This window comes from Arthrobacter sp. 9E16 (genome assembly GCF_002929435.1).
GTDB classification, from domain to species: domain Bacteria; phylum Actinomycetota; class Actinomycetes; order Actinomycetales; family Micrococcaceae; genus Arthrobacter_B; species Arthrobacter_B sunyaminii.
In genome coordinates this window covers 484,202-502,407 of record NZ_PJIU01000001.1, presented here as the reverse complement: position 1 = coordinate 502,407, position 18,206 = coordinate 484,202, and the positions used below count along the sequence as shown (strand labels likewise).

Below are 18,206 nucleotides of genomic sequence, written 5' to 3'. Positions count from 1 at the left end.
GGTCAATGCATCCTAGGGTCCTAGGACCAGGCCACCACCAGGCGCGCCGCCTGCTCCGGCACCATCACATCAATGCCGGTGAGCTCGGTGAAGCGGCGCAGCCGGTTCATCAGGGTATTCCGGTGGCAGAACAACTGCTCCGCGGACCGGGCGATGCTGCCGGTCGCCAAGTAGGTGCTCACGGCCTCCTGCAGCCGCTCCCGCTCCACGGGGCCGCAGCCCTGCAGGGCCGCGTCGACATCCGGGACCATGGGAATGCCGGTCTCCGCCAGCCGGTGCCGTGCAAGGCGGGCCCACGCGCTGCGCATGGTCAGGGCTCCCCGGTCGCCGGGGCCGGCCAGCGCCGCCAGCGCCCGGGCTGTCTGCGCGGCCAGCCTCAAGCCGGCCAGCCCGTGTACGCGTTCCACCAGACCGCACGGAATGCAGCGGACCTGCTCGGCGGCGTCCCGGACGGCGCTTCCGCTCCGCTCGTCGCACACCCAAAACACCACCAGCCCGTCCGGCAGGGGATGCGTGAACAGGTCAGCGCCGCGCCGTGAAGCCGCCGCCACAGCCAGATGGAGGGCGGCGGTGTTGTCCGCGGCGGCTGCCGCCACCATCAGGATTGCGTCTTCGCCCACCCCGAGGCCCCGGGCAATGCGGGCGAGCATTTCCGGCGGCGCACTGACCGGCCCGAAGAGCGCCGCAACATAGCCCTGCCGCAGCGACGTTGCCTCCTGTGCCATTCGCTGGCGCTCCAGAATGTATGCGGCCTGCGCCTGGGAGGCATAGGAATCCACCACTTCCCAGACTGTCTCGGCCCGCCGGACCAGCAGTTCGGCGTCCGAGGCATCAGCCAGGTTCATCAGCTCGCTCCACAGGATGGTGAAATCCAGGCGTATCGCCGTCATCAGCGACTCCACCGGAACACCTGCCCGGGCGCGTGAGACCCCCACATCCAGGGCAATGTCGTGGCGCTCCGCCACCAGGCGCGGGCTGTCATCCCGAGGACGCAGGCTTTCAATCAGTGCGCTGAAGGACACGGTGGCGGTGCGGCGGATCTCGCTGGCCGGCAACGCGCCGTCGTGGTAGTCATTCAGCTGCAGTACCCGCTCCAGGAACAGCGCGGTCAGCCGCTCCACGCTGAGTCCGTCCAGGAGCGCGGTCCACCGAGCTGAGGAGTCCTCGATGTTAAATCCGTGTTTCTGCATGATTACCACTTGATAAACCGCCCTGTTTTTTGTGCTTTTGCACATCTTACGGGGCGTAATCCACTGAATTTGTTGCACGCGTCATACGGGGCGCCCTGAGATGCTGGTGCTTCGTTCCCGTCCAGAACGACCGTTTGAACGGTTTGGCACCAGCAGCTGCGGAGGCAGGCATGACACAACCACTGAACCTCGAGGCCGGGGCAACCCGTACTCTCACCGACAAAGAGGCCATGAAGGTTTCTGTCGGAGCCCTGATCGGCACCGCCATGGAGTGGTACGACTTTTTCCTCTTCAGCGCCGCTGCAGCGCTGATCTTCAACGTTCAATACTTCACCAATGAGAATGCCACGGCGGCGGCCCTGGCCTCGTTCGCGACGTTCGGCGTCGGCCTGCTGGCACGGCCGCTGGGCGGAATGTTCTTCGGCGCCATGGGGGACCGGATCGGCCGGCGCAAGACGCTCATGATCACCATCGTGGGCATCGGAGTCGTCACGGGCCTGATCGGTGCGCTGCCCACCTACGCGGCCATCGGCATCGCCGCCCCGGTCCTCCTGGTGCTCCTGCGCGTGGCCCAGGGCCTGTTCGTGGGCGGGGAATGGTCCGGAGCTATGACCATCGTGGTGGAAAACGCGCCGTTGGAGCGCCGTGCCCGGTACGCCGCGTTCCCGCAGATTGGTTCACCCATCGGAACCATCCTGTCCTCGGGCGGATTCTTCCTGATGACACTGCTGTTCTCGCAGGAAAACTTTGACAGCTTCGGCTGGCGCATTCCCTTCCTTGCCGCCATTCCGATGCTCCTTGTTGCCGTGTACATCCGCAGCCGGCTGGAGGAATCTCCCGTGTTTGCGGAGCTGCTTGAACACGGGCAGGTGGAAAAGACCCCCATCCGCACCACCCTGAAGGACTCCTGGAAGCAGATCATCGTAGGCATGGCCGCTGCGTTGCTCGGCGTCGGCGGCTTCTACCTGGTGACCGCCTTCGTGGTCTACTACGGCGTGTCCATCCTGGGCTACTCCTCCCAGCTGATGCTGCTGGGCGGCATGGTGGCCGCGGCGGTGGAAATTCCCGTGCTCATCCTGGGCGGCCGGCTCGGCGAGCGCTTCGGTTCCAGCCGGGTGATCCTCTACGGCGGCCTCGGCTCCGCCGTCGCAGCCATCCCCTCTTTCCTGCTCATCACCTCCGGCACTCCGGTGCTGGTGATCCTGGGCATGACACTGGCCGTGGCCACGCTGTCCCTCCCGTACGCCGCAAACGGCACCATCCTGACGGGGCTCTTCCCCGCCCGCACCCGGTACACGGGCGTCGGGTTCGCGCAGAACACCGCCGGCATGGTGTCGGGCTTCATTCCGCTGGTGGCCACCGGCCTGGTGGCGGCGGCATCCGATCACTGGTGGCCGGCTGCGGCGATGCTGGTGGTGCTGAGCCTGTTCACTGCGGCCGCCGGAACCATCGCCCCGCGCATGAGCGTGGACCTTCCCGGCTTCAAGCACTAGGTCAAACGGAAGGAATTTCTTGTGGCACAGCGCTCAGCAGGCCATCTCATTGTCCGCCAGCTGGAAGAGCACGGCGTAAAGCGGATCTACACCGTCCCCGGTGAGAGCTTCCTGGACGTTCTGGACGGGCTCCATGATTCAGCTATCCAGACGGTGGTCTGCCGGCAGGAGGGCGGAGCCGGGTTTATGGCGCTCGCGGAGTCCCGGCTCACCGGCGCACCCGGCGTGGCAATGGTGACCCGCGGGCCGGGAGCGGCCAACGCCATGATCGCGGTCCACACCGCCTGGCAGGACGCCACTGCGCTGGTCCTTTTTGTCGGACTGATTCCGCACGCAGACCGCGGCCGGGGCGCCTTCCAGGAGTTCAGCCTGGAGGGCTGGTTCTCCACCACGGCCAAAAAAGTGATGGTGCTCGACGACGAACGCCGGGCAGCGGAAACCGTTGCCGAAGCCATGCACCTGGCCGCCTCCGGACGGCCCGGGCCGGTGGTGATCGGGCTGCCCGAGGACGTACTCGTGCGTCCGGCCGGACAGGGGACGGTGCCGCCCCGCCGAACCGCCGCCGCCCAGCCCGGCGCAGCGGATCTTGACGAGCTGACAAACCGGTTGTCCCGTGCGGAGCGTCCGCTGCTGATCGTTGGAGGAGAAGGCTGGACGGCCGACGACGGCGGGCAGTTGGCCGCATGGGCAGTCTCGGCACGGGTTCCGGTGGCTGCGGATTTCCGGTCCTACGACGCAGTGCCGCACACTTCTGCGGCCTGGGCCGGGTGGCTGGGATACGGGCGGGCCGACACCCTGGCGGCACGGCTGGACGAGGCGGACCTGCTGCTCTTTGTTGGCTGCGCGCGCACCGACGTCCTCAGCGACGGCTACACGCGCGCGGCGGGAACACCAACCGTCCTGGTACTGCCCGATCCCGATGCAGCAGGCCACGACGGACGCATCGACCTGCATCTGACCGTGACCCCCGCGGCTTTCACCCGGTCCCTGCCGGACCCTTTGGCGGCCCGCGGAAATCGGGACGGTGCGTGGATGGAAGCACTCGCCGCTGATCAGCGGCGGTACGCCGTGCCGCGGCCGGACGGAGGCTCCGGCGTCGACCTGGCAGTGGCCTTTGGCCTCCTGGAAGGGCGGCTGCCGGAGAACCGGATCCTGACCTACGGAGCCGGGAACGCCACCATCTGGGGCGCCCGCTACCTCAGCCACCACGGCGCGGGATCCCTGGTGGGCCCGCGCAACGGAGCCATGGGACTGGCAGTGCCTGCCGCGGTGGCTGCATCGCTGATCCACCCCGAACGCCCGGTGGTTGCCGTTTGCGGTGACGGTGACTTCTTCATGAACGCCCAGGAACTGGCCGTCGCCGCAGCACAGGGCGCAGCCCCGCTGGTGATTGTGGTGGACAACGGCGGCTACGGCACGATCGTGGCACATCAGCGCCAAAAATACCCGGAGCGGCCCTCCGGCACAGCGCTTGCCAACCCGGACTTTGCCGGCTGGATCCGCAGCTTCGGCGGACACGGAGAGCGGGTGGAGAACACCGCTGCGTTCGGCCCGGCACTGGACCGGGCCCTGGACAGCGGGCGCCTGGCGCTGCTGCATGTGCTGACAGATCCGGACACCATGGCTCCCGCCACGGCCAACACCCTCGCACGAGACACAGCCTCAGTCCCCGGCCGCAGTGCGGAACCGGCGGCGCTGGAAGGAATCCGATGAAACTTGACCTCATCCTGCACGGCGGGAACATCGTCACCTTGGAGAAGGAGCGGCCCGCTGCCCGTTCAGTGGGGGTGCTCAACGGCCGGATTGCCGGCTTTGACGAGGAGCTGGAGGGATGCACCGCCGAACGGAGCATCGACCTTGACGGTGCCACCGTGGTGCCCGGTTTCATCGATGCGCACTGCCACACCACCTGGTGGGGTCTGGGGCTGGACGCCATCGATCTGGAGCAGGCCCGCGGCCTTGATGAGCTGTACGCATTGCTGGAGAACGAAGTGCAGCGGCTGGCGGACACACCCGGGGCCTGGATCAATGGCACGGGGTTCAATCACAAGCATCACGGCGGAGCCTTTCCCGACATCGACCGACTGGACCGGATCACCGGCGACCGGCCGCTGTATCTGCGCCATGTCTCCGGGCACCTGTCCATTACCAACACCGCCACGCTGCAGCTGGCGGGCGTCTTTGAACCGGGGTTCGCGGATCCCACCGGCGGCGCCGTCCGCAGGGCAGAGGACGGATCACCCAACGGAATCGTGGAGGAAGCGGCCCAGCAGCTGCTGCAGGGCCTGCTGCTGCCCTATCCGGTGACACAGATCGTTAAAGCCCTGGACGCAGCCACCGCCCGCTATGCCGCCGTCGGCATCACCAGTTTCACCGAAGCCGGCGTGGGCGGCGGCTGGATCGGCCACAGTCCGGTGGAAGTTGCGGCGTATCAGCAGGCTGCCGCCGCGGGACGTTTGCATGCCAGAGCTCAGCTGATGCCGGCGCTGGATTCCCTGCAGCCGCTGCAGGCCAATGAAGCCGACATGCACGGCACCGGGGCCGGCCGCGGGCTGGACCTGGGGGTGGTGGCCGGTTTTGGCGATGACCGGGTATCCCTGGGTCCGGTCAAGGTCTTCATGGACGGCTCGCTGCTGGGCGCGACGGCGGCGGTCACCGAAGACTACTGCGGACATCCGCACAACACCGGGTACCTGCTCGATGATCCCGATGTCTACCGCGAACGCGTCGACGCCGCCTACCGGGCCGGCTGGCCCATCGCCCTGCACGCGATCGGGGACGCAGCAATCGACCTGGCGACCGAAATCATTGTTGCGTGCCAGGAACGCTACGGCCGCAACGCCCTGCCCAACCGGATTGAACACTTTGGCATCGCCCGCCCTGACCAGCTGGCCGCCGTCGCCGCCGCAAGCATTGCCGTTACCCCGCAGGCAGCGTTCATTGGTCCCCTCGGGGACCAGTTCGCCGCCATGGTGGGGCCGGAGCGCGAGGGCTGGCTGTACCGCGGGCGGTCCCTGGTTGACGCGGGAATCCTGGTGGCGGGCAGCTCGGATCTGCCGGTGGCGGACAACAACGTCCTGCGTGCCCTGCAGTCCTGCGTGGACCGGAAAACCGAAAAGGGAAAAATCCTGGGCGGTGCCGGCGAAGGCCTGACCCCCGAGGAAGCGCTGCGCACCTATACCGACTGGGCGGCCCAGGCCACCGGCACGGCCGCGGACAAAGGCACCCTGCGCCGTGGAAAGCTCGCGGACTTTGCGGTGCTCTCCGGTTCACCGCTGGATGCGCCGGACATTTCAGCCCTCCAAGTCCTCGCCACCCTTGTGGGCGGCGAATTCACCTACAACAGGCTTGCCGGAGCAGCACCGGGCATCGAACCGGCGGCCCCAACAACAGGAGCTATCCAATGACCACCACCGCACCCCAGTCCCCGTCCCTGCGCGGCAGCGACGCCGACGCCTTCCTCGCCGATTTCCGCTCCATGAGCACCTTCGGAGCCACAGCCGGGGGAGGAGTGGACCGGCAGGCCGGAACCCCCGCGGACGGGCAAACCAGGAACTGGTTCCGCGGGCTGGCCGAGGGACACGGGTTTGAGGTGCGCTATGACGAAGTGGGCAACCAGTTTGCCCTGCTGGAACTGGTTCCCGGGGCGCCGTACATTGCGATGGGTTCACATCTTGATTCCCAGCCCCTGGGCGGCAGGTACGACGGCGCTTACGGTGTCCTCGCCGGGGCGCATGCGGCCATCCGGCTGCAGCAGCAACTGGCCGCCGGCGGCGACGAGCCGCTGTTCAACATTGCGGTAATCAACTGGTTCAACGAGGAAGGCTGCCGGTTCAAGCCGTCCATGATGGGCAGCGCGGTGTTCACGGGCAAGCTTCCGGCGGAGCAGGTCCTGGCGACCACCGATCCCCGCGGCACGTCAGTGCGGGAAGCGCTGGAGAGCATTGGCACCATCGGGGATTTCTCGCTGGACCTGGCCGCGTACCTGGAGATCCACATTGAGCAGGGGCGCTCGCTGGAAGATGCCGGCTTGACCATCGGCCTCGTCGAATCCACCTGGGGTGCCAACAAATACGAGTTCACGGTCCACGGCGAACAGGCCCATACGGGTGCCACCGTAATTGCCGACCGGCATGACGCCCTGCTGGGGGCCAGCGCCCTGGTGGTGGCGGCCCGGGAGATCGCTGACGGGTTCAGCACCCAGGAACACGCCGTCATAACGTCCTGCGGTGAATTCACCGTCTATCCAAACTCTCCCGTGGTGGTCGCCAGCCGGGTTCAGCTGCTGGTGGATGTGCGCAGCACCGACGCCGATGTGCTGGCCGCAGCCGACGCCGAACTCCACCGGCGCATCGCCGCCATTGAAGAGTCCGCCTCCGTACGCATCGAACAGGGAGCCCAGCATGTGTGGGCCGCCAAGGCCTACGACGAGGCCGGCATGGCGCTCGCTGCCGACTGCGCCCGGTCCCTGGGCCTGCCGTACGGAACAGTCCGCACACTGGCCGGGCACGACTCCACCAACCTGAAGGACCTGGTGCCCTCCATCATGCTTTTCGTGCCGAGCGTTGAAGGGATTTCCCACAATGAAAAGGAACTGACCAGCGACGCGGACATGCTGGCCGGAGTGGACCTGTTGACGGAACTGTTGGGACGCGTGGCAGCAGGGGGCTTCGTGAGCGGGAAGTAGGCCGGACGCGGCCCGGTTCTGTGAGCCGCGGGGGCCTTCTGTAGGGTGGAAAGGCCTTTACATTCGCCGGGGGGAGCGGAATCGGGGGTGCAGCAGCGGTATATGAGCTGTCCGCACCCCGTGTTCAGCCCACCACACAGCCCGGAACGAAAGACGAAGACATGCGCGAGCCCAGTCCCGAATACCCCGCTGCCCAAGACCATTTCACCCAAGGCCCTGAGGGACGGGAAGCAGCCAATCTTCCTGCGATGAGCCGGCGCAGCCGGCGGGGGATCGAGGGCCGCACCGCGGCGGTCTCCGCTCCCGTTCCGCCTGTCCAGCCGCCTGTCCAGCCGCCTGTCCAGCCGCCTGTCCAGCCGCCAGCCCAGCCGCCCGCCGGCTTCGCGGAATCCCTCCGGCAGGACAACCTTCCTCTGGCTTGGGAGGACGAAGCCGGGTATGCCGCGGAGACCGGGCTCGCCGCCGAACAGACCGATGCCCCGGACTGGAGCAGTGTCATCGCCGGGGAACCGGAAACACGTGCCACCGCCCGGCGCCGGGCCTCCTTCCTGGACACCCAGACTGCCCGGATTCCGGCCACCCGCGGCTTCCGCGGACTGCTGAGCAGCATGGGGATCCGGATGTCCCCGTCCGAGTCCGAGCAGGCCGAGCGCCGTGACATCCGGGCTGTCAGCCAGCATTGGCCCGGTCCAAGGACCATCTCCGTGGTCAACGGCAAGGGCGGCGCCAACAAGACACCCACCACCGTCATGCTGGCGGCCGTATTCGCCCGCAACGGCGGGGGTCCGGTCCTGGCCTGGGACAACAACGAAACCCGCGGAACCCTGGGCTGGCGCACCGAGCAGGGGCCGCATGACTCCACCGTCATGGACCTGCTGCCGAACACCGGCAACCTGCTGTCGCCGTCGGCCCAGTCAGCCCTGCTGGCCCGCTTCGTGCATCACCAGACGGAGGACAAGTTTGACGTCCTGCGCTCCAAGCCCGACGTCCTGGCCTCCGAACAGAAGATCACCATGGCGGACTTCGACGCCCTGCATGAGGTGGCCTCGAAGTACTTCCGGCTCAACCTGGTGGACTCGGGCAACGATGAAAGCGCAGAGCGCTGGCTGCGGATGATCCACCACACCGACCAGCTCGTCATTGCCACCACCACGGTTGAGGAACACGCCGAGGCCGGGGCCCTGCTCCTCGAAGCCCTCCAGGAGCGCGGCGGAATGTTCGCCGAACTCGCCACCAACGCCGTCGTCATCGTCAGCCAGTCGGACCGCAACGGAACCGATGCCCAGGTCCGCGGCGTTGCCCGCGGCTTCGAACCGCTGGCCCGGGCCACGGTGACCATTCCCTACGATGCGGCGCTGCGCAAGGGCCAGATCCGCTACGGTTCACTGCGCCCTGCCACCCAGCGGGCCTGGCTGGCAGCTGCTGCCGCAGTCGCCGAGGGCCTGTCTGCCAGCTAAGGGGCATTTAGTCAGCTTGCTTATTGTCGCCGGTTTTTCCTAGGGTGGGGGCAACGGAATCGTTCGGTTCCAGGCGGATACATACCGCCCCTAGAAGTCTGCGAAACGGAGGCAACATGTCTGAACATGATATTTCCGGCAAGAAGGTCGCTTTTCTCCTCACCGACGGTGTGGAACAGATCGAGCTCACCAGCCCCTGGGAGGCCGTGAAGGCCGCAGGCGGCGTCCCCACCCTGGTCTCACCGTCCAGCGGCACGGTCCAGGGCTTCGACGGCATGGACAAGGGCGAGACGTTTACCGTTGACCTGGCCGTGGCAGACGCCAACGCCGATGATTTCGACGCCCTGGTCCTCCCCGGCGGCGTGGTCAACGCTGACTTCCTGCGCGTGGACAAGGATGCCCAGGCTTTCACGCGGGCGTTCTTCGAAGCGCACAAGCCGGTGGCATCCATCTGCCACGGACCGTGGCTGCTGATCGAGGCAGGCGTCGTCCAGGGCCGTGACCTGACCTCCTACCACACGCTGGCCACGGACCTCAAGAACGCCGGCGCCAACTGGAGCGACGAGGAAGTGGTGGTGGACCAGGGCCTGGTGACCAGCCGCAACCCGGATGATTTGCCGGCCTTCAACGACAAGCTGCTGGAGGAAATTGCCGAGGGCGAGCACGAGGGACAGCACGCCTAACCGGTCAAGCGGGATAATGGGGCGGGGACACGCGCAGGCGTCTCCCCGCCCTTCGCTTTGCGCCCTGTTCCCTTTTTTCTCTGGAGACTCACCCGTGACGACTGCCCCCGGCCGGTATCTGAGCGCCGGAGTTTCGTGGGACGACGACGGTCCGTACCTTGCGCTGCGCTCGCCTGTTGGCGTGTCCTTGCAGATGAGGCTCAACGCCGGGACCGTCCTGTCCTACCGGGTTCTTCCCGGCGAGGACGGCGCGCTGCGGCACTGCCTGGGGTCGGTGAAAGTGCAGGACCGGCACACCCGCATCGCCCAGCCCTGCCCTGAGCATTCGGCGGCAGAACGCGGCTATCAGTGCGGGCCCTGCTTCGCCCGCGACGACTGGCGGCTGGTGCATAACGTCCACCGGTCCGGAATCGCGTCGCCGGGACTCCAGCTGTACCTCGAGCAGCCGCACTGGCTGTACGTTGCCACCTTTGCGGACGGCACGAGCAAGGTGGGGACCGCTGCAGCCGGAAGGAAACGCCTGCGCCTCGTGGAACAGGGCGCGGTGGCCGCGCGCTACGTGGCCCGCGCAGACGACGGGCGGGTGGTGCGCATCCTTGAAGACCTGGTCACAGCTGAAGCGGGACTGGTGCAGGCGGTGCGTGCCGGCACCAAGGCCGCTGCCCTGACGCAGCCGCTGGCGGAGGAATTCCTGGACCGGACCAACTCCCTGCACGCGGCGAAGGTCCGGGAACTGCTGGCCGGGGCGGGCATCCGCGGATTCAGCGTGGTGGCTGAAACCTGGGAGCGTCCGGCCCAGGCACGGGTGGTGCTGGACGCGGCCGGGGCTGTTGCCTATCCGCTGGATCCGGGCAGCGGCGAGCACGCCATGGTCATTGAAGCCATGGTGGGAGCAGCGGCACTGGTGACGGTGGAAGGTTCGGACACACCGCTCCTTGCCGATCTGGCCCGGCTGAAGGGCCGCCGGCTGAACCTCGGCGCCTATCAGGCACGGCTTCCTGCCCTGCAGACTGCGCTCTTTTAGCGTCAGGAAGGCTCCCGGCCCCGGACCCCCGTTTCGCGGCAGGAGGTGCCCCGCCTGTATTCTGGGGGCATGCTAAACACCCCGTGGGAAACCGGTTCCGCCCTGTATCGCAAGCTGGTTGTATCCGCCCTGGTGGTTTCCGGAGCCGGCGTGCTGATGGTCGTTTTCGGTGCGATCGGAGATTCCCCGCTGCTGATGTACATCGCCGCGCCCGTGATTGTGGTGGGCATGTGCCTGCACCTGAGCGGTATGGTGGTTCGAGCCCGGGACGCCCGGCGCCGGATGAAGGGAACCAAATGAGCATCAATCCCGAACTGCAGGGGCGCAGCTATCCCGCCAGTGAGCCCTATCAAGTGGGCCGCGAGAAGATCCGTGAGTTTGCCCGCTCGGTCAAAGCCGGCCATGCTGCGCACTATGACGTAGCGGAGGCCGCGCAGCTGGGGTACTCGGACCTGGTGGCTCCGCCCACCTTTGCCGTCATCGTGGCCCAGCGCGCCGATGCGCAGCTGATCTCCGACCCGGAGGCCGGCATCGACTTCACCCGCGTGGTCCACGCAGACCAGCGCTTCACGCATCACCGGCCGATTGTCGCCGGTGATGAACTGATTGCAGAACTTCACGTGGATTCCGTCCGGGCCATGGGCGACGGCGCCCTGCTCACCACCCGCTCGGAAATCTCCACCACGGAGGGCGAAAAGGTCGCCACTGCCGTGTCATCCATCCTCGTCCGCGGAGAAGGGCAGTAACGCCGTGTCGATTGCATTAAGCGAACTCGCCGCCGGACAGGAAATCGGCTCGGCCACGCTGGAGATTTCCCGCGCCGATCTGGTCCGTTACGCGGGAGCGTCCGGAGACTTCAACCCCATCCACTGGAACGAGCGGTTTGCCCGCAGCGTGGACCTGCCCGGCGTCATCGCCCACGGCATGTTCACCATGGGCGCCGCTGTGCAGCTGGTGACCGACTGGATCGGCGATCCGGGTGCCGTGATCGACTACCAGACGCGTTTCACCCGGCCGGTTCCGGTGGAGGATGTTGACGGCGAGGCCGGCGCCGTCGTCGAAGTCACCGGAGTAATTGGCGCGCTCGACGCTGACAATTCCACCGCACGCGTGGACCTTACTGTCACGTTTAACGGCCAGAAGGTGCTGGTCAAGGCACAGGCGGTTGTACGGATCTGGTGAGTGCGCTGACCTCTTTGCCCCTGGCCTCCCTGACCACCTCCCGCGTGGGCGGGCCTGCCCGCCGCTACATCAACGCCGAAACCGAGGACGAACTCATCGGTGCGGTCCGTGCCGCCGATGAGGCGAAGGAACCGCTGCTGATTGTGGGCGGCGGTTCCAATCTGTTGATCTCCGACGCCGGGTTCGACGGTGCGGTGGTCCACGTTGCCACCCGCGGCCTGGAATTCACCGAGGACAAAAACACGGTCACCGTCCGTGCGCAGGCCGGTCATCCCTGGGATGAGCTGGTGGCGGAAACACTGCGCCGGGGCTGCTCCGGCCTCGAGGCGCTCTCCGGCATTCCGGGCCTGGCCGGTGCGACGCCGGTGCAGAACGTGGGAGCCTACGGTGCGGATGTTTCGCACAGCATTACCGGCGTCCGCGCCTGGGACCGGGAAACCCGTACCGTAGTGCAGTTCACCAATGAAGAGCTGCAGTTCGGGTACCGGGACTCGGTGCTGAAACGCGCCACAGTGAACGGTTCACCGCGGTACGTGGTCCTGACCGTGGACTTTGGCCTGACCCGGGGCATGGAAAGTGCGCCCGTGCGCTACGCCGAGCTGGCCCGGGCACTCGGTGTGGAGGCGGGGGAGCGGGCCGCTGCCGAAGACGTCCGCCGCGAGGTGCTGCGGCTGCGCGCCGGCAAGGGCATGGTGCTTGACCCCGAGGATCCAGACACCTGGAGCACCGGCTCCTTCTTCACGAACCCGGTGGTTTCCGAGGAGGAGGCCGCGCATCTGCCGCCCGAGGCGCCGCGCTACCCGGTGGAACAGCCCGGAATGGTCAAACTCAGCGCCGCCTGGCTCATTGACCGTTCCGGTTTCCCCAAGGGCTTCGGCCTGCCGGAGACCGGCCAGGGGGCCGAACTGGCCGGCGGCCGGGCTTCCCTGTCCACCAAGCACACCCTTGCAGTAACCAACCGCGGCAACGCCTCGGCCGAGGACCTGCTGGCTGTGGCGCGGGCCGTGGCAGACGGCGTGGATGAAGCCTTTGGCCTTCGCCTGCACCCGGAGCCGCTGCTCATCAACTGCTCGCTGTAGTCAGGCTGCCCCGCCGCGGTTCCGGCGCATGATTTGGGCGGCGGCCAGGACTTCGCGCACCTGTCCGCGGTGCCACGACCGGTCCACCAGTGCCCGGCTGCACAGCCATTGCACCAGCCGGGACGTCAGGCTCACCTGGGTTCGCCGGTCCTGCAGTCCGGGCAGCAGCCACTGCGGGTCCAGGAAGCCGTGCAGCGTATAGAGCAGGTCCTCGGCGTCGAAGATCCGCGCGAAGGCGTGCTCCGGGTTGAAGCTCCGTTCCAAATCCAACAGGACGGCACGGTCCGGGGTCAGGTATATCCAGCCGTCTGTTTCCAGGTACAGCCGCAGCTGTGCCAGAACCCTGGCGTACCGCGCTGCGGTGGCTGTTTGTTTGCCCTCGGCGCTGAGGGTGAAGAAGGTGCGGAGGATTTCTTCCACGGTGAACTTGTCCATAGCGCCACCTTCCCACCTGCCACTGACACTCAGCGCACGCAAAAGCGGACCCGTCCCGCAGGGAACGGATCCGCTGGCTGCAGCCGGGTTCGGACCGGCCTGGCAGGGTTAGAGGTTGCCGGTGGCAATCCGCAGCATACGCCGCAGCGGTTCGGCTGCGCCCCAGAGCAGCTGGTCGCCGATGGTGAAGGCGCTGATGTACTCCGGACCCATTTCCAGTTTCCGGATCCGGCCCACCGGAATGTCCAGGGTTCCGCTGACGGCCACCGGGGTCAGCTCCGCCATGGAGGCTTCCTTGGTGTTGGGCACTACCTTGGCCCACTCGTTGTCGGCGTCGATGATCCGCTCAATCTCCGCCACTGTAAGGTCTTCGGTGAGTTTGAGGGTTAGCGCCTGTGAATGTGAGCGCATGGCGCCGATGCGGACGCAGAGACCGTCAAACGGAATTCGTCCGGCCGTGTCCCGGCCCAGGATCTTGTTGGTTTCAGCACCGGCCTTCCACTCTTCCTTAGACTGCCCGTTGCCCAGGTCTGCGTCGATCCAGGGGATCACCGAACCGGCCAGCGGCACGCCGAACTGTGAGGAGTCCATGGCGGGGTTCTTCTGCTGGGCCAGCACCGCGCGGTCGATGTCCAGGATGGCGGAGGCCGGGTCGGCAAGCTGGTCCGCAACCACGGAGTTCAGGGAGCCGAACTGATTGAGCAGCTCACGCATGTGCCGGGCACCGCCGCCGGAGGCAGCCTGATAGGTCATGGAGGTGCCCCATTCCACCAGGCCGTTGCGGAACAATCCGCCCAGCCCCATGAGCATGCAGGAGACGGTGCAGTTGCCGCCCACGAAATTCTTCACCCCGTGGGCCAGCCCGGCGTCGATGACGTCCCGGTTCACCGGGTCCAGGACGATGATGGAGTCCTGCTCCATCCGCAGTGTGGACGCGGCGTCGATCCATAGCCCGTTCCAGCCGGCGTCGCGCAGTTTGGGATAGACCTCCGAGGTGTAACCGCCGCCCTGGGCAGTGACGATGATCGGCAGTTTGGCCAGCGTCTCAATGTCGTAGGCATTCTGGAGCTCTCCTGCACCCGAAGCGAAGGACGGCGCGGCGCCCCCGGCGTTGGAGGTGGAGAAGAACACGGGGTTGATCAGGTCAAAGTCGCCTTCATCCTGCATGCGCTGCATGAGGACGGAACCGACCATGCCCCGCCAGCCGATGAAGCCCGCGGTGGGTACAGGGGTAGCTGCGAAAGTCATGGTTTCAGTTTAGGGCAGGGCCGCGCTGCCGTGGTGGTTGGTGACGCCGCTGTCCGTATCCCGGACCCGGGACCAGAGGGCTATCCGGTAGCAGGTGCCGTTGGTTCCCGTGTGCCAGCCTTCGGCGGGGCTCACCGCCGTGAACCCCCAGTCGGGGCCGAGGTGCGGCGCGTAGGTGTCGCCCTCGGTGCTCGCATCAATGACCGTCACTACGGCGGCGTCCGCCAGGGGAGCAGCTGCCTCGTACATCCGGGCACCGCCGACAATCCAGATCTGTTCGCTGCCGCCGGGGCTGTGCCGGGCGGTGTCCACTGCCTGTTCCAGCGTGGGAACCACGACGGCGCCGGCCGGGGAAATCTCGTCCGCCAGCGTTTCGCTGGAGCTCACCACAATGTTGGTGCGGCCGGGCAGCGGCCGGTAGGCGGCGGGAAAGGACTCCCAGGTGCGCCGGCCCATGATGACCGGGTGTCCGGCCGTGGTGTTCTTGAAATGTGCCAGGTCTTCGGGCAGGTGCCACGGCATTCCTCCGTCCCGGCCGATGACGCCGTCCACGGTTTGGGCCCAGATCATGCCTACCAGCGGCTGCGGCATCCCCAGGGGATTGGCCGCTGACACTGCCGCCAACAGGTCCATGCCCTCAGGAGAAGCATCTCCACCGCTTGTGGCGAAATAGCGGATGCCGGCGGGTTCATTCAAGGGAACGCCTCTCAGACTGCAATCGGAGCTTTGATGCCGGGGTGGTGGCGGTAGTCCAGGACCTCAAAATCCTCCAGGACGTAATCGAAGATCGAGTCCGGCGTCCGGGCCAGGCGCAGCTGCGGATACGGGAAGGGTGCGCGGCTGAGCTGTTCGCGGACCTGGTCCACATGGTTGTCGTAGATATGGACGTCGCCGCCTGTCCAGACAAATTCGCCGGGCTGGAGACCGGTCTGCTGCGCCACCATGAGCGTCAAAAGTGCGTAGGAGGCAATGTTGAAGGGGACGCCGAGGAACAGATCGGCCGAGCGCTGGTACAGCTGGCAGGACAGTTTCCCGTCGGCCACGTAGAACTGGAACATCGCGTGGCACGGCGGCAGGGCCATGTTGTCCACTTCGGCCGGGTTCCAGGCCGTGACGATGTGCCGGCGGGAGTCCGGGTTGGTGCGGATGCTTTCAACCACCTTGGCGATCTGGTCAATCTGTCCGCCGTCCGGGGCCGGCCAGGAGCGCCACTGGACACCGTAGACCGGGCCCAGTTCGCCGTCGTCGTCCGCCCACTCGTTCCAGATGCTGACGCCGCGCTCCTGCAGCCAGCGGACGTTGGAATCGCCGCGCAGGAACCACAGGAGTTCGAGGGCCACCGACTTGAAGTGCACCCGCTTGGTGGTGATCAGCGGGAAGGAATCACTAAGGTCAAAGCGCATCTGGCGGCCAAAGACACTGCGGGTTCCGGTGCCGGTGCGGTCGGATTTTTGCGTTCCGTGGGCCATCACGTCGCGGAGCAGGTCTTCGTACGGGGTTGGGATAGTCACCCCTTTAGTCTATAGCTCAGTCCTCGGCGGAGAGGGCGGCTACAAGACGGCCGTAGCGTCGCCAGGCGAGCAGCCCGGCCACGGCCACCACACCCAGGAAAGCCAGTGTGGGGAGTACGAGCAGGAGATCCGACGCTTCCGGGGGCAGGAACCAGCTGCGCAGAGTCATCCAGCCAATCAGCAGGGATAACGCAAACGCGCTCAGTGCCAGGAAATACAATGTTGAGTCCATGCCGGCCCGCTGGTGCACCTGCTCGTCCACGCCGTACGGGGCGGAATTGTTGAGCGGAAAACGCCGGATAATCAGGGCGGTTGCATAGAGGAACAGGAGCAGTCCGAGGCAAATCAGGGGTCCGGTGAACACGGTCCAGAAGGACTTCTCCGCATAGCGGTCCACGTTCCCGGCGCCGTCCCAGTGCATGGGCAGGCTCTGCGGGATCGTGGACCAGGCCAGCGAGCCCGTGGCCGCCACCAGACCCACCAAGAACCCGGAGGCCAGATACCAGCCGCGGTGCACGCCGGGCAGAGGGATGTTCTTCTTCGCCGTCTCTGTCATTTGGTCTCCCTGTAGCTTCCGGTCCCCGGGAAGGTATCGGTCAGAGGGCTCCGCCGGCAGCCTCGGGAGCGCCGGCGTCGCTTCCGCCGCCGTCGCCAACCTGTTCCCGCGCCATGAAATTCTCCAGGTCGAAGAGGTTGTCGGCGCGCTTGGCCACCGTGAGGAGGGTGGACATGGAGGCGACTTCCTCCACCTGCTCCTTGAGGAACCAGAGCATGAACTGCTCTCCCAGGGCATCGCCCTCTGCACGTGCGGCGGCGAAGAGAGCCTCAATCTGGCGGGTGACCTGGCGCTCCTGCTCCAGAGCCAGCTGGATCGGTTCCACCACGGTGGCAAAGTCGTTGCGGACCGCGGCGACGCCGGGGATCCGCACGGGCATGTCCCGGTCCAGCATGTACTGCACCAGCATCATGGCGTGGTTGCGTTCCTCAACCGACTGAGCATAGAAGTGGCGGGCCAGTTGCGGGAGGTCTTCGCCGTCGAAAAACACTGCCATGGCCACGTACTGCTGCGAGGCATTGAATTCGTTACCGATTTGGGCTTCGAGGAGCTCGGTGAAAGTTGTCATTGCCCCACCATAGGGCGGTGGCCGGGATCCAAAAAGCACGGTTAGGCTTAGCTATCCGGTGCGGCGCGGCGGAAAACCTAGTCGTCGAATGCCCGGAACCGCTCCAGCGACACGATGCGCCCCTCCTCGGCGGAGGAGACCTGGCAGATGATCGCTTCGCCCGGCGCCAGATACGGATCCTTGTCCGGCAAACCAATGGACAGGCCGGCCGGCATATGGTCTGCCAGAACCTCGAATGTCAGTGGCAAAACCGGCCGGTGCGTGCACAGGGCAACTGGTTTGGCCTTGTCGAACAATGCTTCCACCGCGTTGCGGGCCTTGCCGGGCTTGCGCTTGGCGCTGTGCTCGGTAATGGCATCGACGGTTTTGAACTTCACGGCCCGTGCCTTCACATAGGGACGCACAGTCTGCACGCAGCGGACCCAGGGACTGGACACCACCCGGTCGGGCAGCCATGCGGCCAGCAGCCGCGACACGGCCTGTGCCTGGCGCAGGCCGGTGGCCGCCAGCGGACGGTCCCCTTCAGCCCGGGTCCAGGATGACCGGGGCTTGGCCTTGGCATGGCGCACCACGATCAGCGGCCATGTCCGGAGCCGGCCTTCGGCATGGGCCTCCTCCAGGATGCGCAGCGGCAGCCGGTCCGAAGGATTGCTGAGCTCGGCATGGGCCTGCGCCGGAGTGTACCAGCGGACGCCGTCCACTTCCTTGCCGTCCGGCCGGGGCTTTCCCTCCTCGATGCGGGCGGCCCAGTAGTGGACGATCTTCATTCCCGACGCCACCGGATATACGGTGGCCGGCAGCGGAATGCCCAGCCTGATCCGGACCCCGGCTTCCTCCTGCACTTCGCGCACTGCGCACTCAGGAGTTGTCTCGCCGGCATCCAGTTTCCCCTTCGGCCACGACCAGTCCTTGTACCGGGGCCGGTGGATCATGAGGACCTCGAGTTCGCCGTTCCGGGTGCGCCAGCAAATGGCGCCTGCAGCCACCACTTTGATGTCTGCGGGCACGGAATCCCCGGGACCGGTTTCCAGCCCGCGACGGGGGAGAGTGGCCTGTTCACCCATGGAAGCTCCCGGTTCGGTGGGCATGGTCA

At 66.6% G+C, this 18,206-nt stretch carries 19 protein-coding genes; 11 read left to right on the top strand and 8 right to left on the bottom strand.

What is annotated here, in order from left to right:
* Nucleotides 1–20 precede the first annotated feature (20 nt).
* A complete protein-coding gene (locus CXR00_RS02340; RefSeq protein WP_104052816.1) occupies nt 21–1,190 on the bottom strand; it encodes a helix-turn-helix domain-containing protein in 1,170 nt (389 codons plus the stop codon).
* A gap of 170 nt (nt 1,191–1,360) precedes the next feature.
* Between CXR00_RS02340 and CXR00_RS02335 the strand changes: the two genes are divergently transcribed.
* From CXR00_RS02335 to CXR00_RS02285, 11 genes are all read left to right on the top strand, one after another.
* Entirely contained in the window at nt 1,361–2,683 is a 1,323-nt protein-coding gene (locus CXR00_RS02335) for an MFS transporter (RefSeq protein ID WP_104052814.1), read from the top strand.
* A gap of 21 nt (nt 2,684–2,704) precedes the next feature.
* The gene (locus CXR00_RS02330) at nt 2,705–4,396 is read left to right on the top strand and encodes a thiamine pyrophosphate-dependent enzyme (protein WP_104052813.1); all 1,692 of its coding nucleotides are present in this window, start codon (nt 2,705–2,707) and stop codon (nt 4,394–4,396) included.
* A complete protein-coding gene (locus CXR00_RS02325; protein WP_104052811.1) occupies nt 4,393–6,090 on the top strand; it encodes an amidohydrolase in 1,698 nt (565 codons plus the stop codon). The genes CXR00_RS02330 and CXR00_RS02325 overlap by 4 nt, the downstream gene beginning before the upstream one ends.
* Complete coding sequence (locus tag CXR00_RS02320; protein ID WP_104052809.1) at nt 6,087–7,370, top strand: M20 family metallo-hydrolase; 1,284 nt, start codon at nt 6,087–6,089, stop codon at nt 7,368–7,370. The genes CXR00_RS02325 and CXR00_RS02320 overlap by 4 nt, the downstream gene beginning before the upstream one ends.
* Nucleotides 7,371–7,531: 161 nt before the next feature.
* Nucleotides 7,532–8,827, top strand: coding sequence for a ParA family protein (locus tag CXR00_RS02315; RefSeq protein WP_181032455.1), 1,296 nt, complete (start codon nt 7,532–7,534; stop codon nt 8,825–8,827).
* Nucleotides 8,828–8,943: 116 nt separating this feature from the next.
* Nucleotides 8,944–9,510 carry a type 1 glutamine amidotransferase domain-containing protein gene (locus CXR00_RS02310; protein ID WP_104052807.1) on the top strand — a complete coding sequence of 189 codons (567 nt, stop codon included), beginning with the start codon at nt 8,944–8,946 and terminating at the stop codon, nt 9,508–9,510.
* A gap of 94 nt (nt 9,511–9,604) precedes the next feature.
* Nucleotides 9,605–10,534 carry a DUF2797 domain-containing protein gene (locus CXR00_RS02305; protein ID WP_181032454.1) on the top strand — a complete coding sequence of 310 codons (930 nt, stop codon included), beginning with the start codon at nt 9,605–9,607 and terminating at the stop codon, nt 10,532–10,534.
* Nucleotides 10,535–10,603: 69 nt separating this feature from the next.
* Nucleotides 10,604–10,834 (top strand): hypothetical protein, encoded by a 231-nt coding sequence (locus CXR00_RS02300; RefSeq protein ID WP_104052801.1) that lies wholly within the window; start codon nt 10,604–10,606, stop codon nt 10,832–10,834.
* Nucleotides 10,831–11,280 (top strand): MaoC family dehydratase N-terminal domain-containing protein, encoded by a 450-nt coding sequence (locus CXR00_RS02295; protein ID WP_104052799.1) that lies wholly within the window; start codon nt 10,831–10,833, stop codon nt 11,278–11,280. Before CXR00_RS02300 ends, CXR00_RS02295 begins: the two co-directional genes overlap by 4 nt.
* A gap of 4 nt (nt 11,281–11,284) precedes the next feature.
* The gene (locus tag CXR00_RS02290; protein WP_104052797.1) at nt 11,285–11,716 is read left to right on the top strand and encodes a MaoC family dehydratase; all 432 of its coding nucleotides are present in this window, start codon (nt 11,285–11,287) and stop codon (nt 11,714–11,716) included.
* Nucleotides 11,717–11,721: 5 nt separating this feature from the next.
* Nucleotides 11,722–12,795 carry a UDP-N-acetylmuramate dehydrogenase gene (locus CXR00_RS02285; RefSeq protein ID WP_104053685.1) on the top strand — a complete coding sequence of 358 codons (1,074 nt, stop codon included), beginning with the start codon at nt 11,722–11,724 and terminating at the stop codon, nt 12,793–12,795.
* On the opposite strand, the gene CXR00_RS02280 is transcribed toward CXR00_RS02285, so the two are convergent.
* The 7 genes from CXR00_RS02280 to CXR00_RS02250 all read right to left on the bottom strand — a co-directional run bounded on the left by CXR00_RS02280 (nt 12,796) and on the right by CXR00_RS02250 (nt 18,201).
* Nucleotides 12,796–13,230, bottom strand: coding sequence for a hypothetical protein (locus tag CXR00_RS02280; RefSeq protein WP_104052796.1), 435 nt, complete (start codon nt 13,228–13,230; stop codon nt 12,796–12,798).
* Nucleotides 13,231–13,338: 108 nt separating this feature from the next.
* Nucleotides 13,339–14,478: an aspartate-semialdehyde dehydrogenase gene (gene asd / locus CXR00_RS02275; protein ID WP_104052794.1), complete on the bottom strand. Its 1,140-nt coding sequence runs from the start codon at nt 14,476–14,478 to the stop codon at nt 13,339–13,341.
* A 9-nt stretch (nt 14,479–14,487) separates the two neighbouring features.
* Entirely contained in the window at nt 14,488–15,174 is a 687-nt protein-coding gene (locus CXR00_RS02270) for a dihydrofolate reductase (RefSeq protein ID WP_258060249.1), read from the bottom strand.
* Between the two features lie 11 nt (nt 15,175–15,185).
* Nucleotides 15,186–15,989, bottom strand: a complete 804-nt coding sequence (locus CXR00_RS02265) for a thymidylate synthase (protein ID WP_104052792.1) — start codon at nt 15,987–15,989, stop codon at nt 15,186–15,188.
* A gap of 16 nt (nt 15,990–16,005) precedes the next feature.
* Nucleotides 16,006–16,545 (bottom strand): DUF1648 domain-containing protein, encoded by a 540-nt coding sequence (locus tag CXR00_RS02260; protein WP_104052790.1) that lies wholly within the window; start codon nt 16,543–16,545, stop codon nt 16,006–16,008.
* Between the two features lie 40 nt (nt 16,546–16,585).
* Entirely contained in the window at nt 16,586–17,113 is a 528-nt protein-coding gene (locus CXR00_RS02255; RefSeq protein WP_104052788.1) for a ferritin, read from the bottom strand.
* Between the two features lie 77 nt (nt 17,114–17,190).
* Entirely contained in the window at nt 17,191–18,201 is a 1,011-nt protein-coding gene (locus CXR00_RS02250; protein WP_258060248.1) for an NUDIX hydrolase, read from the bottom strand.
* Nucleotides 18,202–18,206 lie beyond the last annotated feature (5 nt).